At 41.4% G+C, this 20,408-nt stretch carries 18 protein-coding genes, 2 tRNA genes and 2 pseudogenes; 9 read left to right on the forward strand and 13 right to left on the reverse strand.

All coding sequences use genetic code 11. The features are described from left to right. Nucleotides 1-58 precede the first annotated feature (58 nt). From NI462_RS02680 to NI462_RS02710, 7 genes and pseudogenes are all read right to left on the reverse strand, one after another. Nucleotides 59-703, reverse strand: a complete 645-nt coding sequence (locus tag NI462_RS02680; RefSeq protein ID WP_247144212.1) for an RluA family pseudouridine synthase — start codon at nt 701-703, stop codon at nt 59-61. Between the two features lie 133 nt (nt 704-836). Further along, entirely contained in the window at nt 837-1,544 is a 708-nt protein-coding gene (locus NI462_RS02685) for a phosphopantetheine-binding protein (RefSeq protein WP_253158957.1), read from the reverse strand. A gap of 238 nt (nt 1,545-1,782) precedes the next feature. Then, complete coding sequence (locus NI462_RS02690) at nt 1,783-2,613, reverse strand: hypothetical protein (protein ID WP_253158959.1); 831 nt, start codon at nt 2,611-2,613, stop codon at nt 1,783-1,785. Nucleotides 2,614-2,903: 290 nt separating this feature from the next. Next, nucleotides 2,904-3,321: pseudogene (locus tag NI462_RS02695) on the reverse strand (GlcG/HbpS family heme-binding protein). A 148-nt stretch (nt 3,322-3,469) separates the two neighbouring features. Then, nucleotides 3,470-4,771 (reverse strand): glutamate-1-semialdehyde 2,1-aminomutase, encoded by a 1,302-nt coding sequence (hemL, locus tag NI462_RS02700; RefSeq protein ID WP_253158961.1) that lies wholly within the window; start codon nt 4,769-4,771, stop codon nt 3,470-3,472. Between the two features lie 38 nt (nt 4,772-4,809). Further along, complete coding sequence (gene thiE / locus NI462_RS02705) at nt 4,810-5,430, reverse strand: thiamine phosphate synthase (protein WP_005107266.1); 621 nt, start codon at nt 5,428-5,430, stop codon at nt 4,810-4,812. Nucleotides 5,431-6,211: 781 nt separating this feature from the next. Continuing rightward, nucleotides 6,212-6,595 carry an Mpo1-like protein gene (locus NI462_RS02710; protein WP_005104473.1) on the reverse strand — a complete coding sequence of 128 codons (384 nt, stop codon included), beginning with the start codon at nt 6,593-6,595 and terminating at the stop codon, nt 6,212-6,214. A gap of 329 nt (nt 6,596-6,924) precedes the next feature. Here NI462_RS02710 and NI462_RS02715 point away from each other — a divergent pair, with 329 nt between their 5' ends. Continuing rightward, entirely contained in the window at nt 6,925-8,382 is a 1,458-nt protein-coding gene (locus NI462_RS02715; protein WP_253158963.1) for a CYTH domain-containing protein, read from the forward strand. Nucleotides 8,383-8,521: 139 nt separating this feature from the next. After that, the gene (locus NI462_RS02720; RefSeq protein WP_253158965.1) at nt 8,522-9,976 is read left to right on the forward strand and encodes a CYTH and CHAD domain-containing protein; all 1,455 of its coding nucleotides are present in this window, start codon (nt 8,522-8,524) and stop codon (nt 9,974-9,976) included. A gap of 22 nt (nt 9,977-9,998) precedes the next feature. Here the strand turns inward: NI462_RS02720 and NI462_RS02725 are convergent, their stop codons facing one another. Then, nucleotides 9,999-10,631 (reverse strand): hypothetical protein, encoded by a 633-nt coding sequence (locus tag NI462_RS02725; protein WP_044109688.1) that lies wholly within the window; start codon nt 10,629-10,631, stop codon nt 9,999-10,001. A gap of 112 nt (nt 10,632-10,743) precedes the next feature. Between NI462_RS02725 and NI462_RS02730 the strand changes: the two genes are divergently transcribed. The 3 genes and pseudogenes from NI462_RS02730 to NI462_RS02740 all read left to right on the forward strand — a co-directional run bounded on the left by NI462_RS02730 (nt 10,744) and on the right by NI462_RS02740 (nt 12,628). Then, nucleotides 10,744-11,145 (forward strand): DUF3144 domain-containing protein, encoded by a 402-nt coding sequence (locus tag NI462_RS02730; RefSeq protein WP_004280011.1) that lies wholly within the window; start codon nt 10,744-10,746, stop codon nt 11,143-11,145. 118 nt (nt 11,146-11,263) lie between these two features. Continuing rightward, nucleotides 11,264-12,333 (forward strand): annotated as a pseudogene (locus tag NI462_RS02735) (amidohydrolase family protein). A 34-nt stretch (nt 12,334-12,367) separates the two neighbouring features. Beyond that, nucleotides 12,368-12,628, forward strand: coding sequence for a hypothetical protein (locus tag NI462_RS02740; protein WP_159123777.1), 261 nt, complete (start codon nt 12,368-12,370; stop codon nt 12,626-12,628). 65 nt (nt 12,629-12,693) lie between these two features. On the opposite strand, the gene NI462_RS02745 is transcribed toward NI462_RS02740, so the two are convergent. Beyond that, nucleotides 12,694-15,465: a M16 family metallopeptidase gene (locus NI462_RS02745; protein WP_253158967.1), complete on the reverse strand. Its 2,772-nt coding sequence runs from the start codon at nt 15,463-15,465 to the stop codon at nt 12,694-12,696. A 143-nt stretch (nt 15,466-15,608) separates the two neighbouring features. Continuing rightward, nucleotides 15,609-16,430 carry a PhzF family phenazine biosynthesis protein gene (locus NI462_RS02750; RefSeq protein ID WP_253158969.1) on the reverse strand — a complete coding sequence of 274 codons (822 nt, stop codon included), beginning with the start codon at nt 16,428-16,430 and terminating at the stop codon, nt 15,609-15,611. 119 nt (nt 16,431-16,549) lie between these two features. Between NI462_RS02750 and NI462_RS02755 the strand changes: the two genes are divergently transcribed. From NI462_RS02755 to NI462_RS02765, 3 genes are all read left to right on the forward strand, one after another. After that, the gene (locus NI462_RS02755) at nt 16,550-17,137 is read left to right on the forward strand and encodes a flavin reductase family protein (RefSeq protein WP_253158971.1); all 588 of its coding nucleotides are present in this window, start codon (nt 16,550-16,552) and stop codon (nt 17,135-17,137) included. Between the two features lie 117 nt (nt 17,138-17,254). Continuing rightward, a complete protein-coding gene (gene gloB / locus NI462_RS02760) occupies nt 17,255-17,989 on the forward strand; it encodes a hydroxyacylglutathione hydrolase (protein WP_253158974.1) in 735 nt (244 codons plus the stop codon). Nucleotides 17,990-18,491: 502 nt separating this feature from the next. Beyond that, nucleotides 18,492-18,893 (forward strand): YkvA family protein, encoded by a 402-nt coding sequence (locus NI462_RS02765; RefSeq protein ID WP_253158976.1) that lies wholly within the window; start codon nt 18,492-18,494, stop codon nt 18,891-18,893. 240 nt (nt 18,894-19,133) lie between these two features. On the opposite strand, the gene NI462_RS02770 is transcribed toward NI462_RS02765, so the two are convergent. Next, the gene (locus tag NI462_RS02770; RefSeq protein ID WP_253158978.1) at nt 19,134-19,403 is read right to left on the reverse strand and encodes a hypothetical protein; all 270 of its coding nucleotides are present in this window, start codon (nt 19,401-19,403) and stop codon (nt 19,134-19,136) included. 433 nt (nt 19,404-19,836) lie between these two features. On the opposite strand from NI462_RS02770, the gene NI462_RS02775 reads away from it, so the two are divergent. After that, entirely contained in the window at nt 19,837-20,040 is a 204-nt protein-coding gene (locus NI462_RS02775; protein ID WP_004280022.1) for a hypothetical protein, read from the forward strand. Nucleotides 20,041-20,192: 152 nt separating this feature from the next. Here the strand turns inward: NI462_RS02775 and NI462_RS02780 are convergent. Both NI462_RS02780 and NI462_RS02785 read right to left on the reverse strand, forming a co-directional pair. Then, a tRNA-Leu gene (locus tag NI462_RS02780) sits at nt 20,193-20,277 on the reverse strand. Nucleotides 20,278-20,316: 39 nt separating this feature from the next. Further along, nucleotides 20,317-20,390, reverse strand: a tRNA-Trp gene (locus tag NI462_RS02785). Between the last annotated feature and the right edge of the window lie 18 nt (nt 20,391-20,408).

The following is a 20,408-nucleotide window of genomic DNA, read 5'->3' on the forward strand; positions in this document are numbered from 1 at the left end:
TTTGACATAAAGCCCACTAAAAAGTGAGCATAATTCACGCCGATTAAAGAAGTATTTCCTAGAACGGCGCCGGACAATAAAATTCGACTAACTGCTCTGTTTGAGGATGATAAAAACTCAAACGTTCCGCGTGTAAACATAAACGCGAGCTGAGCTGTTGCTGTTCGGATGTCGCATATAAGGTATCGCCAATAATCGGATGTCCGAGATATTGCATATGCACCCGTAGCTGATGTGAACGGCCGGTAATTGGGATCAGTTTCACCCGGGTCACAGGCTGTCCCTGAATATTAAAATGTTCAATCGCCTGCCAATGCGTGATGGCCGGCTTATGATGTGTGGGATCTGCGATATGTAAAGGCGGACGGCTTGGATCATACACCACTGGCACTTCAATAGTGCCTTCACCTTCGAGTGTACCTGCAACCACAGCCTGATAGGTTTTATCAGTCTGGCGTTCCTGAAACTGGCGGGAAATGGTTTTTTGTCCCCATTTGCTCAGACCAAAGGCCAAAATACCGGATGTATCGCGATCCAGTCGATGAATCAGTAAAGTTTTGGGTTCTAATTTGACCAGACGGTTGATCAGGCAATCTTGTAAGTCTTCTGTTTTACCGGGAACTGTGAGTAAACCTGCAGGTTTGTGGATGACCATGAAATCGTCATCACGATGTATCAGATGTTCGGTTAGAAAATTACTCAAAGTTCAATCCCAGGCTGATCGTGAAAAACAAGGCGGCAATGATAGAAAGCTTAGCCAATAATTACAATGCGCATTTATGTAAATGACGATGAAATTTCCGATTTAGCGCATAAAATTGCTCAATCGCAGTGCATCAACCTGAGGATTTTAAAATGAAGCTTGCCAATTCGTGCAAAGACGGATGTTTTAGCACATCTTCATAACGGATATTGGCACCATGTGCACGCCATATACTGACTAGACTCACCACCGCTACCGAATCCAGACCATAATTTTTTAAGTCGACATAGGGATTAATTTCCAAAGCATCCATATCCAGCTGTTCTGCGACAGCCAACATAATGCCTTTGGCCGACAATACATATTCGGAAGATGCGCTTAAATCCCATAAGCGGGTCAGGCTATAGGTATTTAAGTGATGTATCCCCTGTGCCGAAATATTTTCAATCCACTGAATATGCTGATCTTGATTTGATAATAAAATTGCATCATCGACCACACCGATTTGATCCGTCACACTCATCAGATGCGGCAAAATCTGTTTCAGCATCGGTGTAACCTGCCCGGCAAAAATCAGCTGCGGATGCGTTGACGCATATTCTCCCAATTGCTGCATGCCTTGCATCAAATCATCACCGTACAAATCAACAATCGGAATATCCAGCGCTTTGGCTTTATTGGTTAGTTGAATCAAATTCACCATGAGTCCACTCTCTTGTATGCCCTGTTGCATACGCAAGTTTTGCAATCCAACTAAAACCAAAACAGATTGTGTTGAGGACAGCTGCCATTTAGCTTGGGATGGAGCAAGTTGGATTTTTTTGGGCATAGAGTACAGCATGGGAGGCTCTTATAAATACAAAATAGCATGATGATTCATGCTATTTTAGTTTAGCATTATTTGAAAAACACTTTGATTTCACAGATGATTATTGTTCTAATTTCGTATAATCGCCATTATATTAAATATGCCTAGAGTTGATTAACGCGACTATCCTAAAAATAGGGTGATTTAGCCAAATAAGGACTAAATGCTAAAACTAAAATAAGCAAAAGAGGAGTATCTGAGGCACTAAAAATCACTCTGCCCAATGAGTCCACTCAAAAATTTTCTTCGGGTCATCAATTTCATAAATTCGCCACTTCTTATCTAAAAAACCTAATGGAAAAACCTCATTCGATATATCGTTTTGAATAAAGTGGTTAAGAATATAAATGCTTGAATTAAGAATATCTAATACGTTATTTGATAACATTTTTTTTGTATTTTCAATGCTATTTTTCTTTTTTGAATGAATAATTTCATTTCTAAGGGTTTCTAATTCTTTAAACATTGACCAATACTTGATTTGCTTAGGTGATTCACAGTTCAAAATATTTGGAATAATTTCAGTGAGTTTTTCTGAAGTTGGTATCCATTTTTCAATTTGAGAAATTTCATAGACTTCTTGAATACCTTTTGAGTTTGTTTTTTTATAAACGAAGTCATTAGGGATTGTGGCGTTGCAAAATGCTTCAACTGCTTTATAAGAAAAAACAGATGCTATTTGTATTTGTTCAATATAGTCATAAAATAACGAGACATTTTCACTATAAAAATCTTTATTCTTTTCCATATCTTTTTTAAGTTTTTCTAGTAGATTTTCAGCTTCATCTCTAGCTTTAGTAAATATATTCAATGATAGTCCGATCTCATTAGGAAGCGATAAATTGATCTCTTTATTATCAATTTTTAAATCTAACATTCTCTGTAAAAAAACCAATTGATCGTTTTTTTTAACATTATAAATTAAGGGTTTTGAGCACCTAATATCTGGAATTTTGTAAGAGCCGAAACCTGTCTCAGATTTAGAGTAGCTGTTCACAACATGAACACATACCATTTGTAAATTTACTAAAGCTACGTTCATAAAAATTCCTTCAAAATCATTTTTTTATAGTTATAGATAAGAATTGAGCGAGTGTCTACGAGCGATGACTGCTTCTGTCGCATTTGAAAATTAAGTTTTCCTAAAATTAATATAATACATGTTATATGAAACCCTCTGTAAATTTCATTTTAAAACAAACTCTTATATTGGTGTAAAAAGCCCAATCATTAGCGATTGGGCTTTTTAGCTGACATTTCACATTCCACGCTTCATTTTGGAACATCTTTGGATGATTTTATTAAATTGAGCTGATCAATTTCTATTTTAGATTAGCTTTGCTGCGCCAAAAACTTCTCAATCGCTACCCGTGCAATCTCCGCATCTTCAAACGACTTCACACCCGACACACCCATCGCACCGACAAGCTGCCCTTGATACATAATCGGTTCACCACCTTCCAGCATTCCTGAGAAACTTTCCATGGTCAAAAAACCCATCTGTCCGCCTTTGATAATATCTTCAAACAGTTTAGATGGATGGCGACTCATGGCAGAACATTTGGCTTTTTTCGACGGCCAGATTTGCAGTCATTGGGGCTGCACCATCCATACGCTTCATCGTAAGCAAATTACCTGTTTCATCTACTACAGCAATACTGACATTAAAACTGTTCTGAATGGCATATTGATGGGCTTGATCTAATAAAAATTCAGCATCACTTAAAGTCAAATAATGTTTGGTTTGCATGAATAAATATCCCTAATTTTAAATGTAATTTTCCCTAAGCCTGAGCCCTATATGGCGCAAGAATACAGTAAGAAGTCTTTAAATTTTCATTTCTATTCGATAGATGAAAGCCCTCTCCTTTAAGGAGAGGGTTTGGGAGAGGTATAAATTACGCTTTCATCTCAGCAAAAGTTTCTTTTGCAGCCTGAATAGTGAAAGCAATATCTTCATCAGAATGCGCAGCTGAAATAAATCCTGCTTCAAAAGCAGATGGCGCAAGGTTCACGCCACGATTTAACATGCCATGGAAGAATTTACGGAAAGCATCGACATCACACTTCAACATCGAATCGAAGCTCGTGATGTCTTCCTGATCGGTAAAGTACAGACCAAACATGCCACCGACCTGTTGTGTCTTGAATGGAATGCCTGCTTCATCCGCAGCAGCTTGTAAGCCAACCAGCAGTTTCTCAAGTTGTGCAGACAATTTCTCATAGAAACCTTCAGCACGGAGATGTTTGAACATCTCGATACCGGCACGCATTGCCAATGGGTTACCTGATAGCGTACCTGCTTGATACACTTTACCCAATGGCGCGATGCATTCCATCACTTCACGTTTACCACCGAAAGCACCCACTGGTAAGCCTGCACCGATGATTTTACCTAAAGTGGTTAAATCCGGAGTAACGCCATAATGTGCTTGCGCACCGCCAAGACCGACACGGAAACCGGTCATTACTTCATCAATGATAAACACTGAACCATGCTCATCACAGACATCACGAATCGCTTGCAGGAAACCATCAATCGGTTTCACAAGGTTCATGTTGCCTGCGACTGGCTCAACAATCACGCCGGCAATTTCTGAACCGAATTTGGCAAAGCATTCTTTTAAAGTCGCGATGTCGTTATATGGAAGTGTCAGCGTATGTTTTGCAAAATCCGCCGGCACACCTGCAGACGTCGCTTCCCCTTCACCACTGGTCAATAAACCTGAACCGGCTTTTACCAATAATGAATCCGAGTGACCGTGATAACAGCCTTCAAATTTTACAATCTTGTCACGGCCAGTATAACCACGTGCTAAACGAATCGCGGTCATGGTTGCTTCTGTACCCGAGTTGGTCATACGCACTAGTTCAATCGATGGCATGATCTCGCAAATAATATCTGCAAGCGTAGTTTCATGGACTGTAGGCGCACCAAAACTCAAACCATCGACCGCAGCATCCTGAACTGCTTTAATAATCGCAGGATGCGCATGACCCAAAATCATCGGCCCCCATGAACCCACATAGTCCACATAACGTTTGCCATCGACATCATAAAGATACGCACCTTGGGCTTTTTCGATAAAGACCGGCGTCCCACCGACACTATTAAATGCGCGCACAGGTGAGTTGACGCCACCCGGGATATGTTTATTGGCTTGTTTGAACAATTGTTCTTGCTTTGGAGATAAGCTCATGAAGGCACTCGACTCAAAATTAAATCAATCAAAAAATTTTATGCTGTAGCTTGAAAAAGCGCAGACCATTCATCTAAACGTTCAGGAATGGCATTCATAGGAAGTCCCAATATATCACTAATCACCGCGCAATAATCCGCACCTGACTCAATGACATCCTTTGAATTTTCAACCGTTAAACCACCAATGGCACAGAGAGGCACGTTCAATTTTTCTTTGGCCAGTTTTAAGGTTTCAAGACCAATATTACCCGCTTCAGGTTTACTATCAGTCGCATAAATTGCTCCAAATGCCACATAATTCGCACCATCGGCAATGGCCTGTTTAGCCAGCTCAAGTGAGTTATTACAGCTACGGCCAATCAACACGCCTTTAGGCAAACGCGCAACAGCGTCGACAATCGAACCATCATCCTGGCCTAAATGCACACCCACGCCGTATTTAACCGCCATTTCCAGATCATCGTTAATCACGAAAGGTACGCCATATTCAGCACACATGGCTTTCATGTACTCGATTTCGTAAATTTGATCTTCTTTCGCCACTTTTTTACGGCGATATTGCAAGACCGCAACACCACCATTGGCCATTGCACCTTCCAACTTCGCCAATAAAAGCTCTAATGGATCATCATTGGTAATTAAATATAAACCGCGCATCTTGCTCGCCACTTGCTAGGATGGCTCTATTATAGGCATAACTCGGTTTAATTGCCGCCATCTTGCTGTTTCTGAGACCAGGTAGCAACAGATTTGCAGTTTTTTAGCACAATTTATCAATTAAATCGTAAATATCACCATTTTCAGGGATATACGGACTTTCAAATCTGCGTTTTAATGGCCTTATAACAATAATTATAACGTGTTAATGCTTACGCCCTCCGACAAACGCTTTTAGGATTTTGCAGATAACTTGGTGGAGAAGTTGCAAAATTCTAAGAGCGATTTTTTTGTCTTTTTTCGTGCCTGGCTCAAGCGTACTCAAATTAATTAATATTAAAAATACCCATTTTCAGGGATAGCCCAATCGGCACGAAGCGTCTTAAATAGCCTTAGACACAGAAAATAAACAGAAAAATAAATACCTGTGTTTGTAATACCCGATCCTTTCTGGTTTTGAGTCATTCGTTTGTGGGGAAACGTTTCAAAGCCAGAAAGGATCTTTTACTTTCAGCACAAATCCACATGAATTCTTCTATGAATATTTACACAATAGCATGAGCAAAATCTTGAACATTTATTGGTAGCAAACAGGCATAAAAAAAGCCCGGAGAAGGTCGCTCCAGGCTTGGAAAACTGATGTATTAATTAAAATATAATGGTTGATCAAAAAACTAAATCGGCAATAACCTAATTATTAGAATAATAATTCTAGACTTGCAAGGCTTTTATCGAAATTTCATGCTTTAAGTGGGCACATTCCGATAAAAGTCATTCTGGCTTAACTGGAAATTTTATCGTATTTAAGGTCGATCAGACTGATATTACCACGCAGGACATCGGCAAACATGCGCCAGTCCGAGATAAAGCTATATACAGGCTGTTTGAAGCTGGCTGGTTTATTGCGCTCAAAGATAAAATGACCGACCCAGGCACAGGCATAGCCCGAGAGTAAACCATATGCAAAATATCGCGGCTTGCCTTGACGAATGGCTTTGGCAAAACAGTATAAACCGATGCTACTGCCGGCCACGTGCAGACGGCGGCTAATAATATGCCGATGCTCAGTCAAATAGAAGCGATAAAATTCATGATAGTTCTTAATCGGCATCTGGGGCTGAACCATCACCTCATTCTTACTTTCTGGTTGTACTTGTACATTCATCTGTCATCATCCTGACGTTTTTTGTTTTACCTTAGCGTATATTTTAGCCAAATAACAGCCTTTTGATGCGCGCTTCAATGCATCTTGCACATCCCCGTGAAGGCCTGAATCCGATCGTTTTAGCCTAAAATGAACCGATGAAATCTAAGTTTCAAACTTCTGTTTAAGCTTTTTATGCTCAGTCAAGTCTTACATGCATTTTGATTTTGGTTACAATCTGCTGCGCACAAATCTAAAAATATAATTGCGGCTGCTGTCCGCCTCATTTTAAAACCTTATTCAAGTGAAGATTCAGTACTTAATTGCACTGAACAGATAGGATGATCATCATGGTTGAAGTTGAACTCAAGTTCCAAATTCCTGTGGCACGACGCACTGCGCTGCTCAAGGCACTTGATCCGAAAAAGTCTCAACAGATCCAGCTTCAAGCCAAATATTATGATACTGCCGACCGCCAACTGGCCCGGCATGGGGTGGCACTGCGTCAGCGTCTGGAAGGTACACGTTGGGTGCAAACGCTAAAAGCGGCCGGAAAAAGCCATATCGAACGCTTTGAACATAATCATGATCTAGGGAAATTAACCGCATCTCCTGAACTGGATTTAGATATTTATAAAAAATTTCCAGAAGCCGGGGCAATTCTCAGCAATGCGCTCGGCAATCAGTTCGATCAGCTACAACTCCAGTTTGAAACCGATATTGCCCGTACGTTAAGGGTAATTGACTATAAAGATACCCAGATCGAAGTCAGCCTGGATATTGGGCTTATCCGCACACAGGATGCCGAACAAGAAGTACATGAAGTCGAGTTCGAGCTTAAAAATGGTTCAATTCAACATCTGCTGGCCTTTAGTTTTGAATGGGTCAAGAAATACCAGCTCTGGCTCGATGTACGTAGCAAGGCCGAAATAGGCAATTTATTGGCCACTTCACAGCGCGTCAGTCCTACGCCCCTCAGCAAAGAATTTCAGATCAGCAAAAAAGATAGCGCCAGTAAAACCATGTGCAGTCTGATTGCGCAGCAGATGCAGCATTTATTGCCAAATATTGCGGCGATTGCAGCTCAGGTTGCAGAGCAGGAACATATTGATCAGGCACGACTGGCACTAGATCATTTATATCTGACCTTGCTGCTGTTCAAAGACTGGCATCCACAGCTTTCGGACAAATGGGCACATCAGCTGGCGGCCTTTAAGCAGCAATTTGAACATCTGCAACATTTGCAGCATATGCAAAATAGCCTGGCGGGCTTCCTGCAAAATCCAACCACGGCAGAAAATCTGAGCAAAGATATTCTGTATGCGCAGGAGAAACTGGGCAATCTGGTCAAATCCACCCAAAATGTGCATCATTATCTGGAATTGCTGATGTTCAGTTTAAATGAAAATGAGCATGCCTCGCTGGATCTGAAAATTGCTGCGCAAACTACCTTGCAACAGCAATATAAAGCCTTGCAGGAACAAATGAACCAGGCGGATATCACTGATTTTGAAAGTCTGGATCAATTGTCGGGCCGGATTCAGGAACTCAAATTCAGCTTTCCGATTTTAACCACAATCTATGACGTCAAGAATTTACAGAAATACAGCAAAGCGCTGAATGATGCACAACTGGCAGCCATTGAATATCAAACTTTGGCCTCTTCTGCAGTTTATATTCAGCAGACCGAACTGGAAGCAAGTGACTGGTTTGTGCTGGGTTGGCTGACCGCCAAGCAGGAAGTCTATGCGCAGAAACTGCTTGAAGCGACCGAACAGTTCCTGGTCAGCCGTAAATTCCTGAAATAAAAATATTGAAATAAATATCACGAGAAATACTTAAAGCACGCCTTCTATGGCGTGCTTTTTGTTGCAGAAGCACATCACACCCCTGCCGATCTTTGGGCTATATTAATCTGTAAAACCAACATCGCGGAGGAATAACCCGATGGCAGAAATAGAACTCAAATTCCAGATTCCGCCACAGTCTCGTGTGCAATTTGAACAGGATATTCAGAAACTTCAGCCGACTCGGCATCGCCTGTGTGCACGCTACTTTGATACTCAAGCGCAACAATTACAACAACATCAGATTGCCCTGCGACAACGTCTGGAAGACCAGCAATGGATTCAAACCCTGAAAGCAGCGACTGAACAACAATTTGAACGTTTTGAACTTGAGCATGAATTAAAAAGTCCTCCGGAACATTGTGATTTTCAGTTATATCGCAAACATAAACCGGCCAAAAAAATCCTGAAACAGGCGCTCGGTGATCTGGAGACACCACTCATCCTGCAATTTGAAACAGATGTCGTACGGTATGTCCTCACAGAAAGTCATCTGGACAGCCAGATTGAAATTGCCTTTGATGTCGGAGAAATTCGACACAATGATCAAGCCATCGATATTTATGAAGTCGAATTTGAGCTTAAATCCGGCCAGCTGAGTGAATTGATTGATTTCATTCAGCCCTGGGTTCAGCGTTATGCTTTGTGGCTGGATACACGGAGCAAATCGGAACGCGGTTATGCCTTATTACATGATGAAGAGAGTCTGCCAGTTCAGCATCAGCTTCCCTTAGTGCTTGAACAGAAAGATCAGATCAGTACGATTTTACAAAAAATTGTCGCCAACTGTCTGGCTCATCTTTTCCCAAATGCGACGGCGATTGCTGCCGAAAATTATAATAGTGATCATGTGCATCAGGCACGTGTTGCGATTCGGCGTTTGCGCAGTGCTTTTAAAATTTTCCAGTCCGTGACTGAACATGTACAGCCAGAATGGCCGGAACAGCTGCGGGATATTTTTCAGCAACTGGGTTCTACCCGAGATCGCGATGCCCTGGCAGAAAGCCTGATTCCACAACTGGAAAAAGCAGGTTCCCCCTTACTGAAATTACCCCCACACCGACAAAAACAGCCAGATATCAGTGTGCTGTTCAGAAGTCCTGCTACCGTAGAACTAATGCTGCAACTGTTCAGCTTTAGCCAAGAAAAAACGGATAACAAAGCCAAGTCTTCACATAAGATTTTGTGTAAAGGCCTGAGCAAGCTGCACCAGCAAATCTGTCAGGATGCCGAGAACTATCAAGAACTGGATATTGAATCCCGGCATCGGACACGCAAACGGGTCAAACGCTTACGCTATAACGTAGAATTCTTGCAAAGCCTGTTTCCTGAAAAAGAGGTTAAAGCCTATCTAAAAGCCTTAAAACCCTTGCAGGAAAGTCTCGGGCATTATAACGACCTATTTGTTGCGGACGAATTATTTAGACCTTATGTCAAACAACAGGCCAAGGCCTGGTTTGTGCTAGGCTGGATAAGTGCGGAACAGCAGCGTTTTTCGAACGAAGCAGCAGAGCGTTTACAGCAGTTTGCAGAAAATACCAAGCCCTTCTGGTAAGACCGGGCTTGGTCAAACTGTGCTAGCGATATTTGCCGAATACTTTCCAGATATTATTGTCTGCCAGAGGATCGTTATAACTGTCGCTGCGTTGCTTGCGTGGCTTATCGCGTGCATCGACCAGTTCAAAATGTGGCTCAACACTCAGCACAATCCCATTCACATAAAAACGGGTGCGCGTATATTCGCTCTGGCCATGCTGAAACACATAAGTGCGTAAATCCACAAATTCACGGTGTGCCACCAAAGCTGCAGTATCGTCACTCTCGAGCCACTGCCGCATGGCTGCAATCTGCTCGGGTTCGAACTGGCCGCATTTTTCGATCAGGCTGGCGACCCCACGAAAAGTTTTGGATTCCTTGGCGCGGGTTTTATTAATGCGAATCCGGTCAACATGAAAATAAAACAGCGGCAAGTTTAAATGACTCGGCAGATGGATCGCATCCAAGATTTCATCTTCCATAAAAGGCTGAAACAGATCCTGTGCCCTTTCAATCAGCCCGAGCCACTGGCTATAGTATTCATCTACCTGTGACTGGCTGCCATAATAAATCGGCAAGCCTTCAACATTGGCTAGATTTGCCGGTGGCCAAATATTCTGGCGCAATAAGGCAATATCACTTTTTAGGCTTTGTACTGCAATCGCATCCTGCATGGCATTCACTTTTATATGCTTAGGCTATTTTTTTAGATTAAGGCAAAGGTTTAGTTTCTGCAAGGCTTTGCCTATAATTAACGATTGAGATTTTAGTGTTAGGAACAAATTCATGGTTCAAAAGATTGAAGCAACCGATGTAACCGAAGAAGAAGCGTTAAATGCGGCATTCTTTGAACGTGCTGATGAATTTATTCAACAAGCCAACGAGTTTTGTCGCGTAGAAAAAGGCTCACAGGAAAAACCGAGCGATAAGCGCGGTCAAGTCAGTGCGGCGATGTTATTTGGTACTGCCCGTTTCAATACCTGGGTGGCAGCGAATAACTTTAAAGATGGGAATGAAATGCGCGATGCCAAAGATCAGGTCATGTCTTATATCTTGCAGCAATTTCAAATGATGCTGGAAGATAACTATGATGAATACTGTGAACAGTTCGAAAACTATTTACGTTTCCGTCACAATGAAGAGTTTCATGCCAACAAGCATAACCATGATCACAAGCATGATCATTGATTAAAATACGAAAAGCCCCGCGGGGCTTTTTTTATTTGCTGTCATTTATCATATTGACTTTAAAGTGATTTAAGCACTATATAAATTGAATAATAAATAAACAAAAACAAGGCATAGCATGCAGCAACTTCCCTTCCCGATCATTGACCCTCATATCCACCAATGGGATCCGTACAATACCCCACATGCGGCAGCGCTAGCGGTAAAGCTGTTCGGCAATCATCCCAAATTACTAGACAGAATGGTTCGACTGTTGAAACCCAGAGACGTCATTGAGACCATTGGCCTGACACAGCACCTGGCTGCACCTTATCTGCCTGCAAATTACAAGAAAGATGCAGGACATTATGAAATAGAGCAGATTGTGCATGTTGAAGCCAGCTGGCATGACCATAAAGGTACGGGTGTGGTAAATGAAACCCGTTTTATCGCTGGGCTTCCTTTTGATCAGCACACTATCCAATTGGGTGGAATTGTCGCCACGGCGGATCCGCGGCAGAAAAATTTTAAACAGTTGATTCAATTGCATCGCGAAGCTTCTCCCAAGTTTCGGGGCATCCGTAAAATGGCTGCAGTACATCCAGATAAAGGGATTCATGCCTGGACCGATGAACCGCATCTCTATCGCAACACAGATTTCCTGAAGGGCTTTGAAGAACTGGCCAGGCAAGATTTAAGCTTTGATGCCTGGGTGTACTCTACCCAGATTGCGGATGTTACTGCGCTGGCCAAAGCCTTTCCAAACACCCCTATTGTGCTGGATCATCTGGGTACGCCCGCAGGTTTATTTGGCAAAGTGGGCAAAGCTACAGGCAAGACCGAACAAGATCGCACCCAGATATTTGCAGACTGGAAAGATCAGTTGGCAAAACTGGCCGAATGCAAAAATGTATCGACCAAAATGTCTGGTCTGTTTATGCCAGTCTTGGACATGATTTTCACACGCAGAAACGGCTGGCAAGTAAACAGGAATTAGTGGAACGTGCCGCACCCGTGATCCAGCATACTTTAGACTGTTTTGGTTCTGGGCGCGTGATGTTTGCATCCAACTTTCCAATGGACAGTGTCAGTAGCTCACTCACCAACATTATTGATGCCTTTAGCGATATTGTGCAGGACTACAATGAAAATGCCTTAAAGTCGATTTTTTATGAAAATGCTAAAGCGTTTTATAAATTAGAAGAATAAGAGTCTGGATCCTTAAAAAAGGAGGAAAATACATATGCTCTGGGAAGAAATGATCGCTAGTCCCTTGTCAGAAAAGCTTTTATATACTTGCTTGGTGATCTGTTTTAGTGGAATCGCATCCTACTATTACCAACATATGATCCACTTACCCTTTAATAAAGATATCGCTTTAGGATCAATCTTGGTATCAGGTGGTATTTTCCTTTTTCTCTTTGCCACTTTCTGGTGGAGCTTGCCCTGCGCTGTATTATCTGGTGTTTTAGGTGGAATCCTGTTCACCAGAAAAGTTACTTAAATTGGGCTTTTAATAATATGGTAAATAAAAAAACCCCCTCATTTGAGGGGATTTTTTTATCAACACTATGATGTTTTAACTTGCTTACCATACTGATCAGCCATCACTTCAACCAGCTGGTCCGGCTTGATGTATTTTTTGATCATGGCATCAATATCGGCTTTGCTCAGTTGAGCAATCGCCTGATCACGTTTTTCCCGGTAAACCAGATTACGGTCTTTTTCCAGCTGTGGAACCAACATAGTGTGAATACGGCGATCATCTTCGAGTGCAGTTAAACGCTGTTTCAAGATACTGGCTTTTGCCGCTTCGACTTCCTGTTCAGTCACGCCACGTGTCAGCAGTTCATTGAGTACCTTATGCACTGCCTGAGAAACCTGTGCGGATTTTCCAGCCGTATAATTGGCACTAATCATCATTGCACCCACATCTGCCCATTCATCGAGTTGCACATCTGCACTAAAACCATAGACTAGTGCATTTTTCTCGCGTAACTCTTGTGCCAGTCGTGACGACAGCTGTGAATCACCCAGAATATATCGAAATACCTGTAATGCAGGTGCATCGGCATGATCAGCACCGACCGGCATGCTCATAAATGCCTGATAACTCCCGAATTCACGCTGCTCAGACAAAGCATGAATTTTCTGGGCTGGGTAGCTTCGATATTCCGATTTTAGACGCTCATAAGGCTGTGCAGCTTTCCAGTCTGAAAAACTGTTTTTCAGTACATTTTGCATCGATTTCGGATTAAATTCGCCCGTAACCGCGATTTGCGCATGCTGGGTTTTTAAAAACTGCTGATACAGTGCCATAACCTGTTCGCGAGTCGCTTTCTGATACTGTTTTTTGGCCAATTCCGGCTCGAAATGAAAACGCAGATCGCCAGGCTGATAAATCTCGATCGTTCGAGCCATCGTCAAGCTCGACACGGTATCTGGTTCAGTATAAGGGCGATCCAGACTGGATAAAGTCTGCCCCTTGATTAAATCAAACTGACTTTGCTCAAATGCCGGCGTTTTCAGCACATCAACCACATACTGGAAAAACTCCTCAAACTTTTCTTTTTTGGCGCTGATCTGCAAGGTCAGGCCATTGCCGGATGCACCGGCAGTTGCCGAACCACCTACTTCAATAATTTTATCGGCAATCTGCTGCAAGCTTTGAGTTTTCGATGAGCGCAACATTAAATAAGCGGTCAGATCCAGAATCTCGCCTTTATTCATCAGGCTTTGTGCAGTACCAAAATCCAGTGAAATTGTGGCATAAACCTTGTCATCGCGGGTAGTCGTCGGAAACAACGCGTATTTAATGCCATTTTTCAACTTGCCACGCTGAATCTGTTTGTCTTTACTGTACAAATACTGTTTGGATTCCTGGACATATTGCTTCACTTCAGCCTGATAAACACTGACATCTTTCAGTGGCTCTTCTGCTTCAGTCTGTTGATCCAGAGTTTTTGCCGGTGCTTCTGTTTGTGCTAGTTCCTGCGCTTTTTTCTGATCTTCCGGGGTAGGTAAAATATTGCCAGAAATACGGTATTCAGGTTTTAAAAAATTCTTATAGACCTGATTGACCTGATTCACATTCAGGTTTTGAATCGCGCTCAGATCTTTAAAATACTGGCTCCAGTCACCCGAATACGCCACTGCATAATCACTTAAACGTGAACCTAAAGCAGTCGCACTATTTTTAATATTGTCGGCCTGATTTCGGGTCAGATTTTTAGCCCGGTTTAATTCTGCTTCGGTAAATGGCTGGCTCTTTTCTACGCCTTGGATCAGCCCCTTTTCAATATCCTGTGCCTGATGATTCGGAGCATAGATTGCTCCCATAAACACCAGATTAAAGTCTTTATCCAGCCAGGTACTGGATTGCACCGCTGTTGACTTCCCAGTTTCCACCATATTCTGATAGAGATATCCACTTGGCTGCAAAGTATAGAGCGTTGGCGAAACAGCCAAAGCCGTTTTAATGCTTTCTTCGGATTGATTCAAATAAAGATTAAACTTGGCCAGATCACTGCCTTTCTTTACTGTAAATTCACGCTGTTTGATTTGCTCTGGTTTAAGCGCTGGGACTTTCACTTGCGCTGGTACATTTCGGGATTGAATCGGACTGAAATGCGTATCCAGCTGTTTTAAGACTTCGGCCTTATCAAATTTGCCCGAAATGACCACAAAGGCATTATTCGGTGCATACCATTGACGGTAAAAATGGTTTAGTTCCTGCATATTGATTGATTGCAGCTCATTTAGGTCACCAATCGGCAAACGGCCTAAATACTGATTGCCATAAGCAGATTTAAACACCTGATCGATCAATACTGAAAATGGCTGATCCAGACGAATTTCACGCTCGCGTTTTACAATATCAATTTCAGTCGGTACATATTTTTCCTGAAGCACCAGCTTGTCCATGCGTTCGGCTTCGAGAAAAATGACTTCACTGAGCGCAGTTTTTTCAGGACGGATCACATTGGTATATTTGGTCGAGTAATAGTCAGTACTGGCATTAGTCATCAAGGTATATTGATCCAGTCGACGCTGGAATTCATCCCCTTTGACATTTTCTGTGCCTTTAAAGGCCAAATGTTCCAGCAGATGGGCCAGTCCGCCCTTGCCCTGAGGATCATTCAGGGAACCGGTCAGATAGACCGTATTCATAAAAACTTTATTTTCTTTATCATTCGGTGCCAGGATAATGCGCAGTCCATTATCCAGTCGGTATTCTTCAATATTCTGTTCCGTTTTCACCAAAACAGGCTGTGCAAAACTTAGTACACTACAGCCAGACAATACAATCGCCAGACTTAAATTTTTATAACGTAGCAACATTCTTCATCCAAATTATAAATATAAATTTTTATTCGCGCCCATCTTAGAGAATGATTCTTTTTCTGAATAATCTATTCCAAGCCGGACCATCAAAATAACATGCCGCCTCACCTGACGACATGTAGTTCTATGTAATTAAAAAATTAAAGATAAATTTCGGCTTGCATATATAATTTTCCATAACCGGAAATTTCAATTCGATCCTGATCTTGCAAGGCACAATATAGCACCCCACCACGCGCTGATGCCTGATAGGCGACCAGTTCATTTTTACCCAGTTTTTCGGCCCACAGCGGTGCAATTCCGGTGTGAATTGAACCTGTTACCGGATCTTCATTGATTCCATTACTCGGTGCAAAATAACGTGAAATACAATCGTATTGGGTATCTTGTGAAGTGATCGCGACGTCTAAATAGGTATTCTGAGCAGTAATGGCTGTACGCTTGCCATTCAACTGTTTTAACAGTTCAAAATCAGGCATTTCATCCAGCACATCCTGTACCGATTCATATTCAACAATATAGCCCTGTGCATTCAGATAAACCTGTTTAAACGGTTTGCTCAAAGCCTGTCTTAAAGCTTCAGGATATTCAGCAACTGGCTCTGCACGACGGATTGGAAAATTCATTCTGATCTTGCCATCCGCATCCTGGCTGACCACAAAGATTCCCAAATCTTTTACATGAAAATGAATCGTTTTCCCCGTATCAAATTGATTGAATAGCACAAAGCTGCTGGCCAATGTCGCATGACCACAAAAATCCACTTCCTTAGTTGGCGTAAACCAGCGGATGGCATAATTATCGCTATCGATGACTTTAACAAAAGCTGTTTCAGACAGATTATTTTCCAAGGCGATATTTTGCATCAGACCATCTTCGAGCCAGTCTTCCAGCACAATTACGGCTGCGGGATTGCCCTTAAACAGCTCCGTAGTAAACGCATCGACCTGATACATTCTCATTTTTTGAATTCCTGAATATAACAATCTCTAGTTTAAAAGCTTTTTTGCAAGAATGAACTTGAATATGTTAATGATCTCATTAATCTAGCCTATTAAATAAATAGAGCAAATGGTGTTGCATGACAAACTCCCATATTCAAAGTGTTCCCTTAGAAAAAGCTTATCGTCTGATTACCCATGGCCCTACTATACTGGTTTCTGCTCAAGATCAGCAGGATACAGATGTTATGGCAGCAGCCTGGGGATGCGCATTGGAATTCAGCCCCGCAAAAGTGACTGTGGTTCTGGATAAAAGCACCAAAACCCGAAATATTATTGAAAATTCAGGTTATTTCGCGCTGCAAATTCCAACATTGAAACAACTGAATATGGTCTATCGTCTGGGTACGCAGAGCCTGCATGATGTGCCGGACAAACTGGCACAGTCCGGAGTAGAACTATTTCATTTTCCTGATGCTGATATTCCTGTAGTACAAGGCTGTGCGGCCTGGATACTCTGCGAGCTGATTCCTGAGCCGCATAACCAGCAAATGCATGACCTGTTTATAGGCAAGGTGATTGCAGCCTATGCCGATGATCGGGTCTTCCGCGACGGCCACTGGCATTATCATGAAGTGGATGAAGAGTGGAAAAGTATTCATCATGTAGCCGGCGGGCATTTTTACACCATCGGCAATGCGGTGAGCATTGATGATCCGGAATTATAAATTTTTCAAATTTGGAATAAATGAAAGTAATCGCGGATGATCAGACGATATCAACCAGCACCAGAGTATCCGAAATTATGCTACTTTATCTATAATCTTCATTTGATGTGATGTGCTATGACACCCTTTAAAATTCACTGTATTGATGTCCAGAATTCACTGCAAAATTATATCTGGTTGCTTGAACATACCGCGTCGCATCAGGTGGCTGTGATTGATCCAACCGAAGCAGAATTCGTACAAGATTATTGTGCCGAGCACGGTTTAACCGTAAGTCAAATCTGGCTGACGCACTGGCATAAAGATCATATTGGCGGTGTGCCGGGTTTAATTCAGGGGCAAAATCTGCCCGTGTATGGACCACGGGCAGAATTAAGCAAAATTCCCTTTATCACCCATCCGCTTGAGCATGAAGAACAGTTTAATTTTCATGGAATAGATATCCAGGTGATTGCTGTACCTGGGCATACCCTCGGCCATATTGTGTATTTTATTGATGCGATTGATGTGCTGTTCTGCGGCGATACCTTATTTGCCATGGGTTGTGGCCGGGTTTTTGAAGGAACTTATGAACAGATGTATCATTCACTGTCCCGTCTGGCTGCCTTGCCACCGCGCACCCAAGTCTATTGCACCCATGAATACACATTATCGAATGCCCAGTTTGCCAAACACGTCGAACCGGACAATTCGGCAATTCAAGAACGCTTCGAACATATTGAGCGTTTGCGTATGTTAGGCCAGTGCACACTGCCAAGTAGTATTGAAGATGAATTGCAAACCAATCCTTTTCTGCGTGCAGAAAGCGTGGAAGAATTTCAGCGTTTAAGAACCCTGAAAGATCAATTTTAAACCGGATTTAAAGCTGAAGATCAATGCTTCAGCCGACTTACTTATTTGTCATTTGCGATGCATAGAATGTCGTTGAAAGGCACGTACAACTTTTGCACAAGTCGGAACACGTTGATCCTCCATCTAAAAAATGTCTTTCTGTGCCATTTTTCCTTTTTTATGATCAACCACGTCTCCTATTTTTTAGGAACTAATTTCAGTTCCAACACATGAAATAATGACTCACAAAAAACAGGATGATATTGATTAAAATTGAAGAAATTCGTGGAATATTGCTTAAAATAATCAGCGTGGAACCTAACAAATGAATAAAAAAGCCCAATACATCAGAATTGGGATTTAAAAAAACTATAAAGATATGATTTATATTAAATAAAAATTATGGTTTCGTATAATGTGTATTATGCTAACTTTAGAAAGTCGTAATAGGATAATAAAAATCTATATTGTTTTAAGAAAACTCTCTTATGATTAAATCTCTATAGTTCTTTTAATATTTGCTATGTATCAAAGAATCAAACAATGGGCTAAATCAATCAAAAAAGACATCTTGGTTGTTTGGCTTATTGCAAAAGACAAGCGAACGCCCAATTCTGTAAAGCTTTTAGCTTTAATTATTGCTGCCTATGCCTTCTCACCAATTGATTTAATTCCAGATTTTATTCCCGTACTGGGGTATTTAGACGATATTATTATTGTACCTTTAGGTATTTTATTAGTTATCAAGCTTACCCCACAAAACATTATAGATGATTGTAGAATTCTTGCAGAAACCTTAGTTGAAAGGCCTATAAACTGTTGGGCAGCAGGAATTATTATCCTGATATGGCTTGTAGTATTAGGATATTTAACCATTTACTTCATGAACGATTCACTGTCTATACTGTCTATTTTTGACAAGTGAGATTTAGATACCCTCTCTCATTTGCACCCATTTAATATAATGGGCATTATTCGAAATTAAACTTTAAACCAAAATAGAAATGAAATATCTGCTTTCAGAGCATGACATTAGTTCTGTCGTTCAACTTTAAAAGTGACATTGGCCATGTCGATCCCGAATGATGATATGTAGGATAGCAGTAACTAGCTTCTTGGATTCTATTCACTAAAACTGACAACGTATGTATCGCATGAAGCAATGTTAAAGAATCTGGTTACTTTGTGCATAAGTATCCAGTTCACCTTGAGTCACGACACGCACCGCCTGCATTTCATCAATACGTACCAGTAGCAAGCCACCTAAAGCAGGCTGATAACGACGGGCACTGCCGAAAGGCGTATAGGCCACTTTCGACTGAATACTAAAGCTCAACCAGTCTTCATGTCCCAACATCACAGCAACCGGATCAAGTCCCTGCTGCATTAATTCAGTTTGCTGATTCACATAGTCTTCAATGGTTAATTCAGTCATGGTGCGGGTATTCAGTTTGAGAATTACATTTCAGACAGTATAAAGCATGCAAATCGAGCTGAAGATCAGAAAACCAGCAGCCGGTATTCTTTTAATAAATAAGTCGATTGGATTTTAATTTTCTCATTCTAGATCTGAAATTTTCTATTTCATACGATTGATAAAATTAGGAAATAACCTGTTTCACTAATAAGCTATTGAATTAGAAAATTAATTATCCAAATTTATAGCTTATAAAAACTTAATATTTAGTTACAACCTATTCAATATGATAAAAATCATTTACTTAACGTTTAAATTGATTTTTTCTTAATCAACCGATGTTCACTATATACGCAAATTCATTTAAATTAATTTAAATAAAGGCATTTGCCCTTTAAAAGATAATTTTTCACCCTTATTTAAGATTTAACAATGATGAAGGAGTGATCTCGTGAAAAAAGTGGTTAAAGCGAAAAATTTGATTGCATTTCGACTATGGTTAGAAAAATTGGGATATTCGGTACGCACCCTGGCCGATGATCGTGGTTTCAGTTTCAGCTTCAAGAAAGAATATGGCCTGGTGACCTGTGATCTGGCAGGTAATGCTCTGGCACTACAGTTAGGCGAGGAATTTGAAGATCATTTAAAAGCCTGATTGCTTCTATTTAAGAGAAGAAAAATAAATTAATCTTTCCACTGATTCAACAGCGCTATTCTCCAGTTATTCAGCCCATTTCGATGGGCTTTTCTTTGTTTAGTAAATTTGAGGCAATAAAAAAGCAAGGCATTTGCCTTGCTTTAATATGATGGTGGGGACGGAGAGACTCGAACTCTCACACCTCGCGGCGCTGGAACCTAAATCCAGTGCGTCTACCAATTTCGCCACGTCCCCATCAGGGTACCAACTTAGCGTTGGATTTCTTTCAAACTTTGGCAGAGGATCAAGGATTCGAACCTTGACGAACGGTTTTGGAGACCGTCATGCTACCATTACACCAATCCTCTACTTCCACCCAATATCCA

The sequence above is a fragment of the Acinetobacter lwoffii genome (assembly GCF_024129715.1).
GTDB lineage: Bacteria > Pseudomonadota > Gammaproteobacteria > Pseudomonadales > Moraxellaceae > Acinetobacter > Acinetobacter lwoffii_U.

What these genes read in the sequence shown, in the direction of transcription:
- NI462_RS02685 (WP_253158957.1), bottom strand. Translation starts at nt 1,544, where the DNA reads ATGCTGTACTCTATGCCCAAAAAAATCCAACTTGCTCCATCCCAAGCT.
- NI462_RS02690 (WP_253158959.1), bottom strand. Translation starts at nt 2,613, where the DNA reads ATGAACGTAGCTTTAGTAAATTTACAAATGGTATGTGTTCATGTTGTG.
- hemL (WP_253158961.1), bottom strand. Translation starts at nt 4,771, where the DNA reads ATGAGCTTATCTCCAAAGCAAGAACAATTGTTCAAACAAGCCAATAAA.
- thiE (WP_005107266.1), bottom strand. Translation starts at nt 5,430, where the DNA reads ATGCGCGGTTTATATTTAATTACCAATGATGATCCATTAGAGCTTTTA.
- NI462_RS02710 (WP_005104473.1), bottom strand. Translation starts at nt 6,595, where the DNA reads ATGAATGTACAAGTACAACCAGAAAGTAAGAATGAGGTGATGGTTCAG.
- NI462_RS02715 (WP_253158963.1), top strand. Translation starts at nt 6,925, where the DNA reads ATGGTTGAAGTTGAACTCAAGTTCCAAATTCCTGTGGCACGACGCACT.
- NI462_RS02720 (WP_253158965.1), top strand. Translation starts at nt 8,522, where the DNA reads ATGGCAGAAATAGAACTCAAATTCCAGATTCCGCCACAGTCTCGTGTG.
- NI462_RS02725 (WP_044109688.1), bottom strand. Translation starts at nt 10,631, where the DNA reads ATGCAGGATGCGATTGCAGTACAAAGCCTAAAAAGTGATATTGCCTTA.
- NI462_RS02730 (WP_004280011.1), top strand. Translation starts at nt 10,744, where the DNA reads ATGGTTCAAAAGATTGAAGCAACCGATGTAACCGAAGAAGAAGCGTTA.
- NI462_RS02740 (WP_159123777.1), top strand. Translation starts at nt 12,368, where the DNA reads ATGCTCTGGGAAGAAATGATCGCTAGTCCCTTGTCAGAAAAGCTTTTA.
- NI462_RS02745 (WP_253158967.1), bottom strand. Translation starts at nt 15,465, where the DNA reads ATGTTGCTACGTTATAAAAATTTAAGTCTGGCGATTGTATTGTCTGGC.
- NI462_RS02750 (WP_253158969.1), bottom strand. Translation starts at nt 16,430, where the DNA reads ATGAGAATGTATCAGGTCGATGCGTTTACTACGGAGCTGTTTAAGGGC.
- NI462_RS02755 (WP_253158971.1), top strand. Translation starts at nt 16,550, where the DNA reads ATGACAAACTCCCATATTCAAAGTGTTCCCTTAGAAAAAGCTTATCGT.
- gloB (WP_253158974.1), top strand. Translation starts at nt 17,255, where the DNA reads ATGACACCCTTTAAAATTCACTGTATTGATGTCCAGAATTCACTGCAA.
- NI462_RS02765 (WP_253158976.1), top strand. Translation starts at nt 18,492, where the DNA reads ATGTATCAAAGAATCAAACAATGGGCTAAATCAATCAAAAAAGACATC.
- NI462_RS02770 (WP_253158978.1), bottom strand. Translation starts at nt 19,403, where the DNA reads ATGACTGAATTAACCATTGAAGACTATGTGAATCAGCAAACTGAATTA.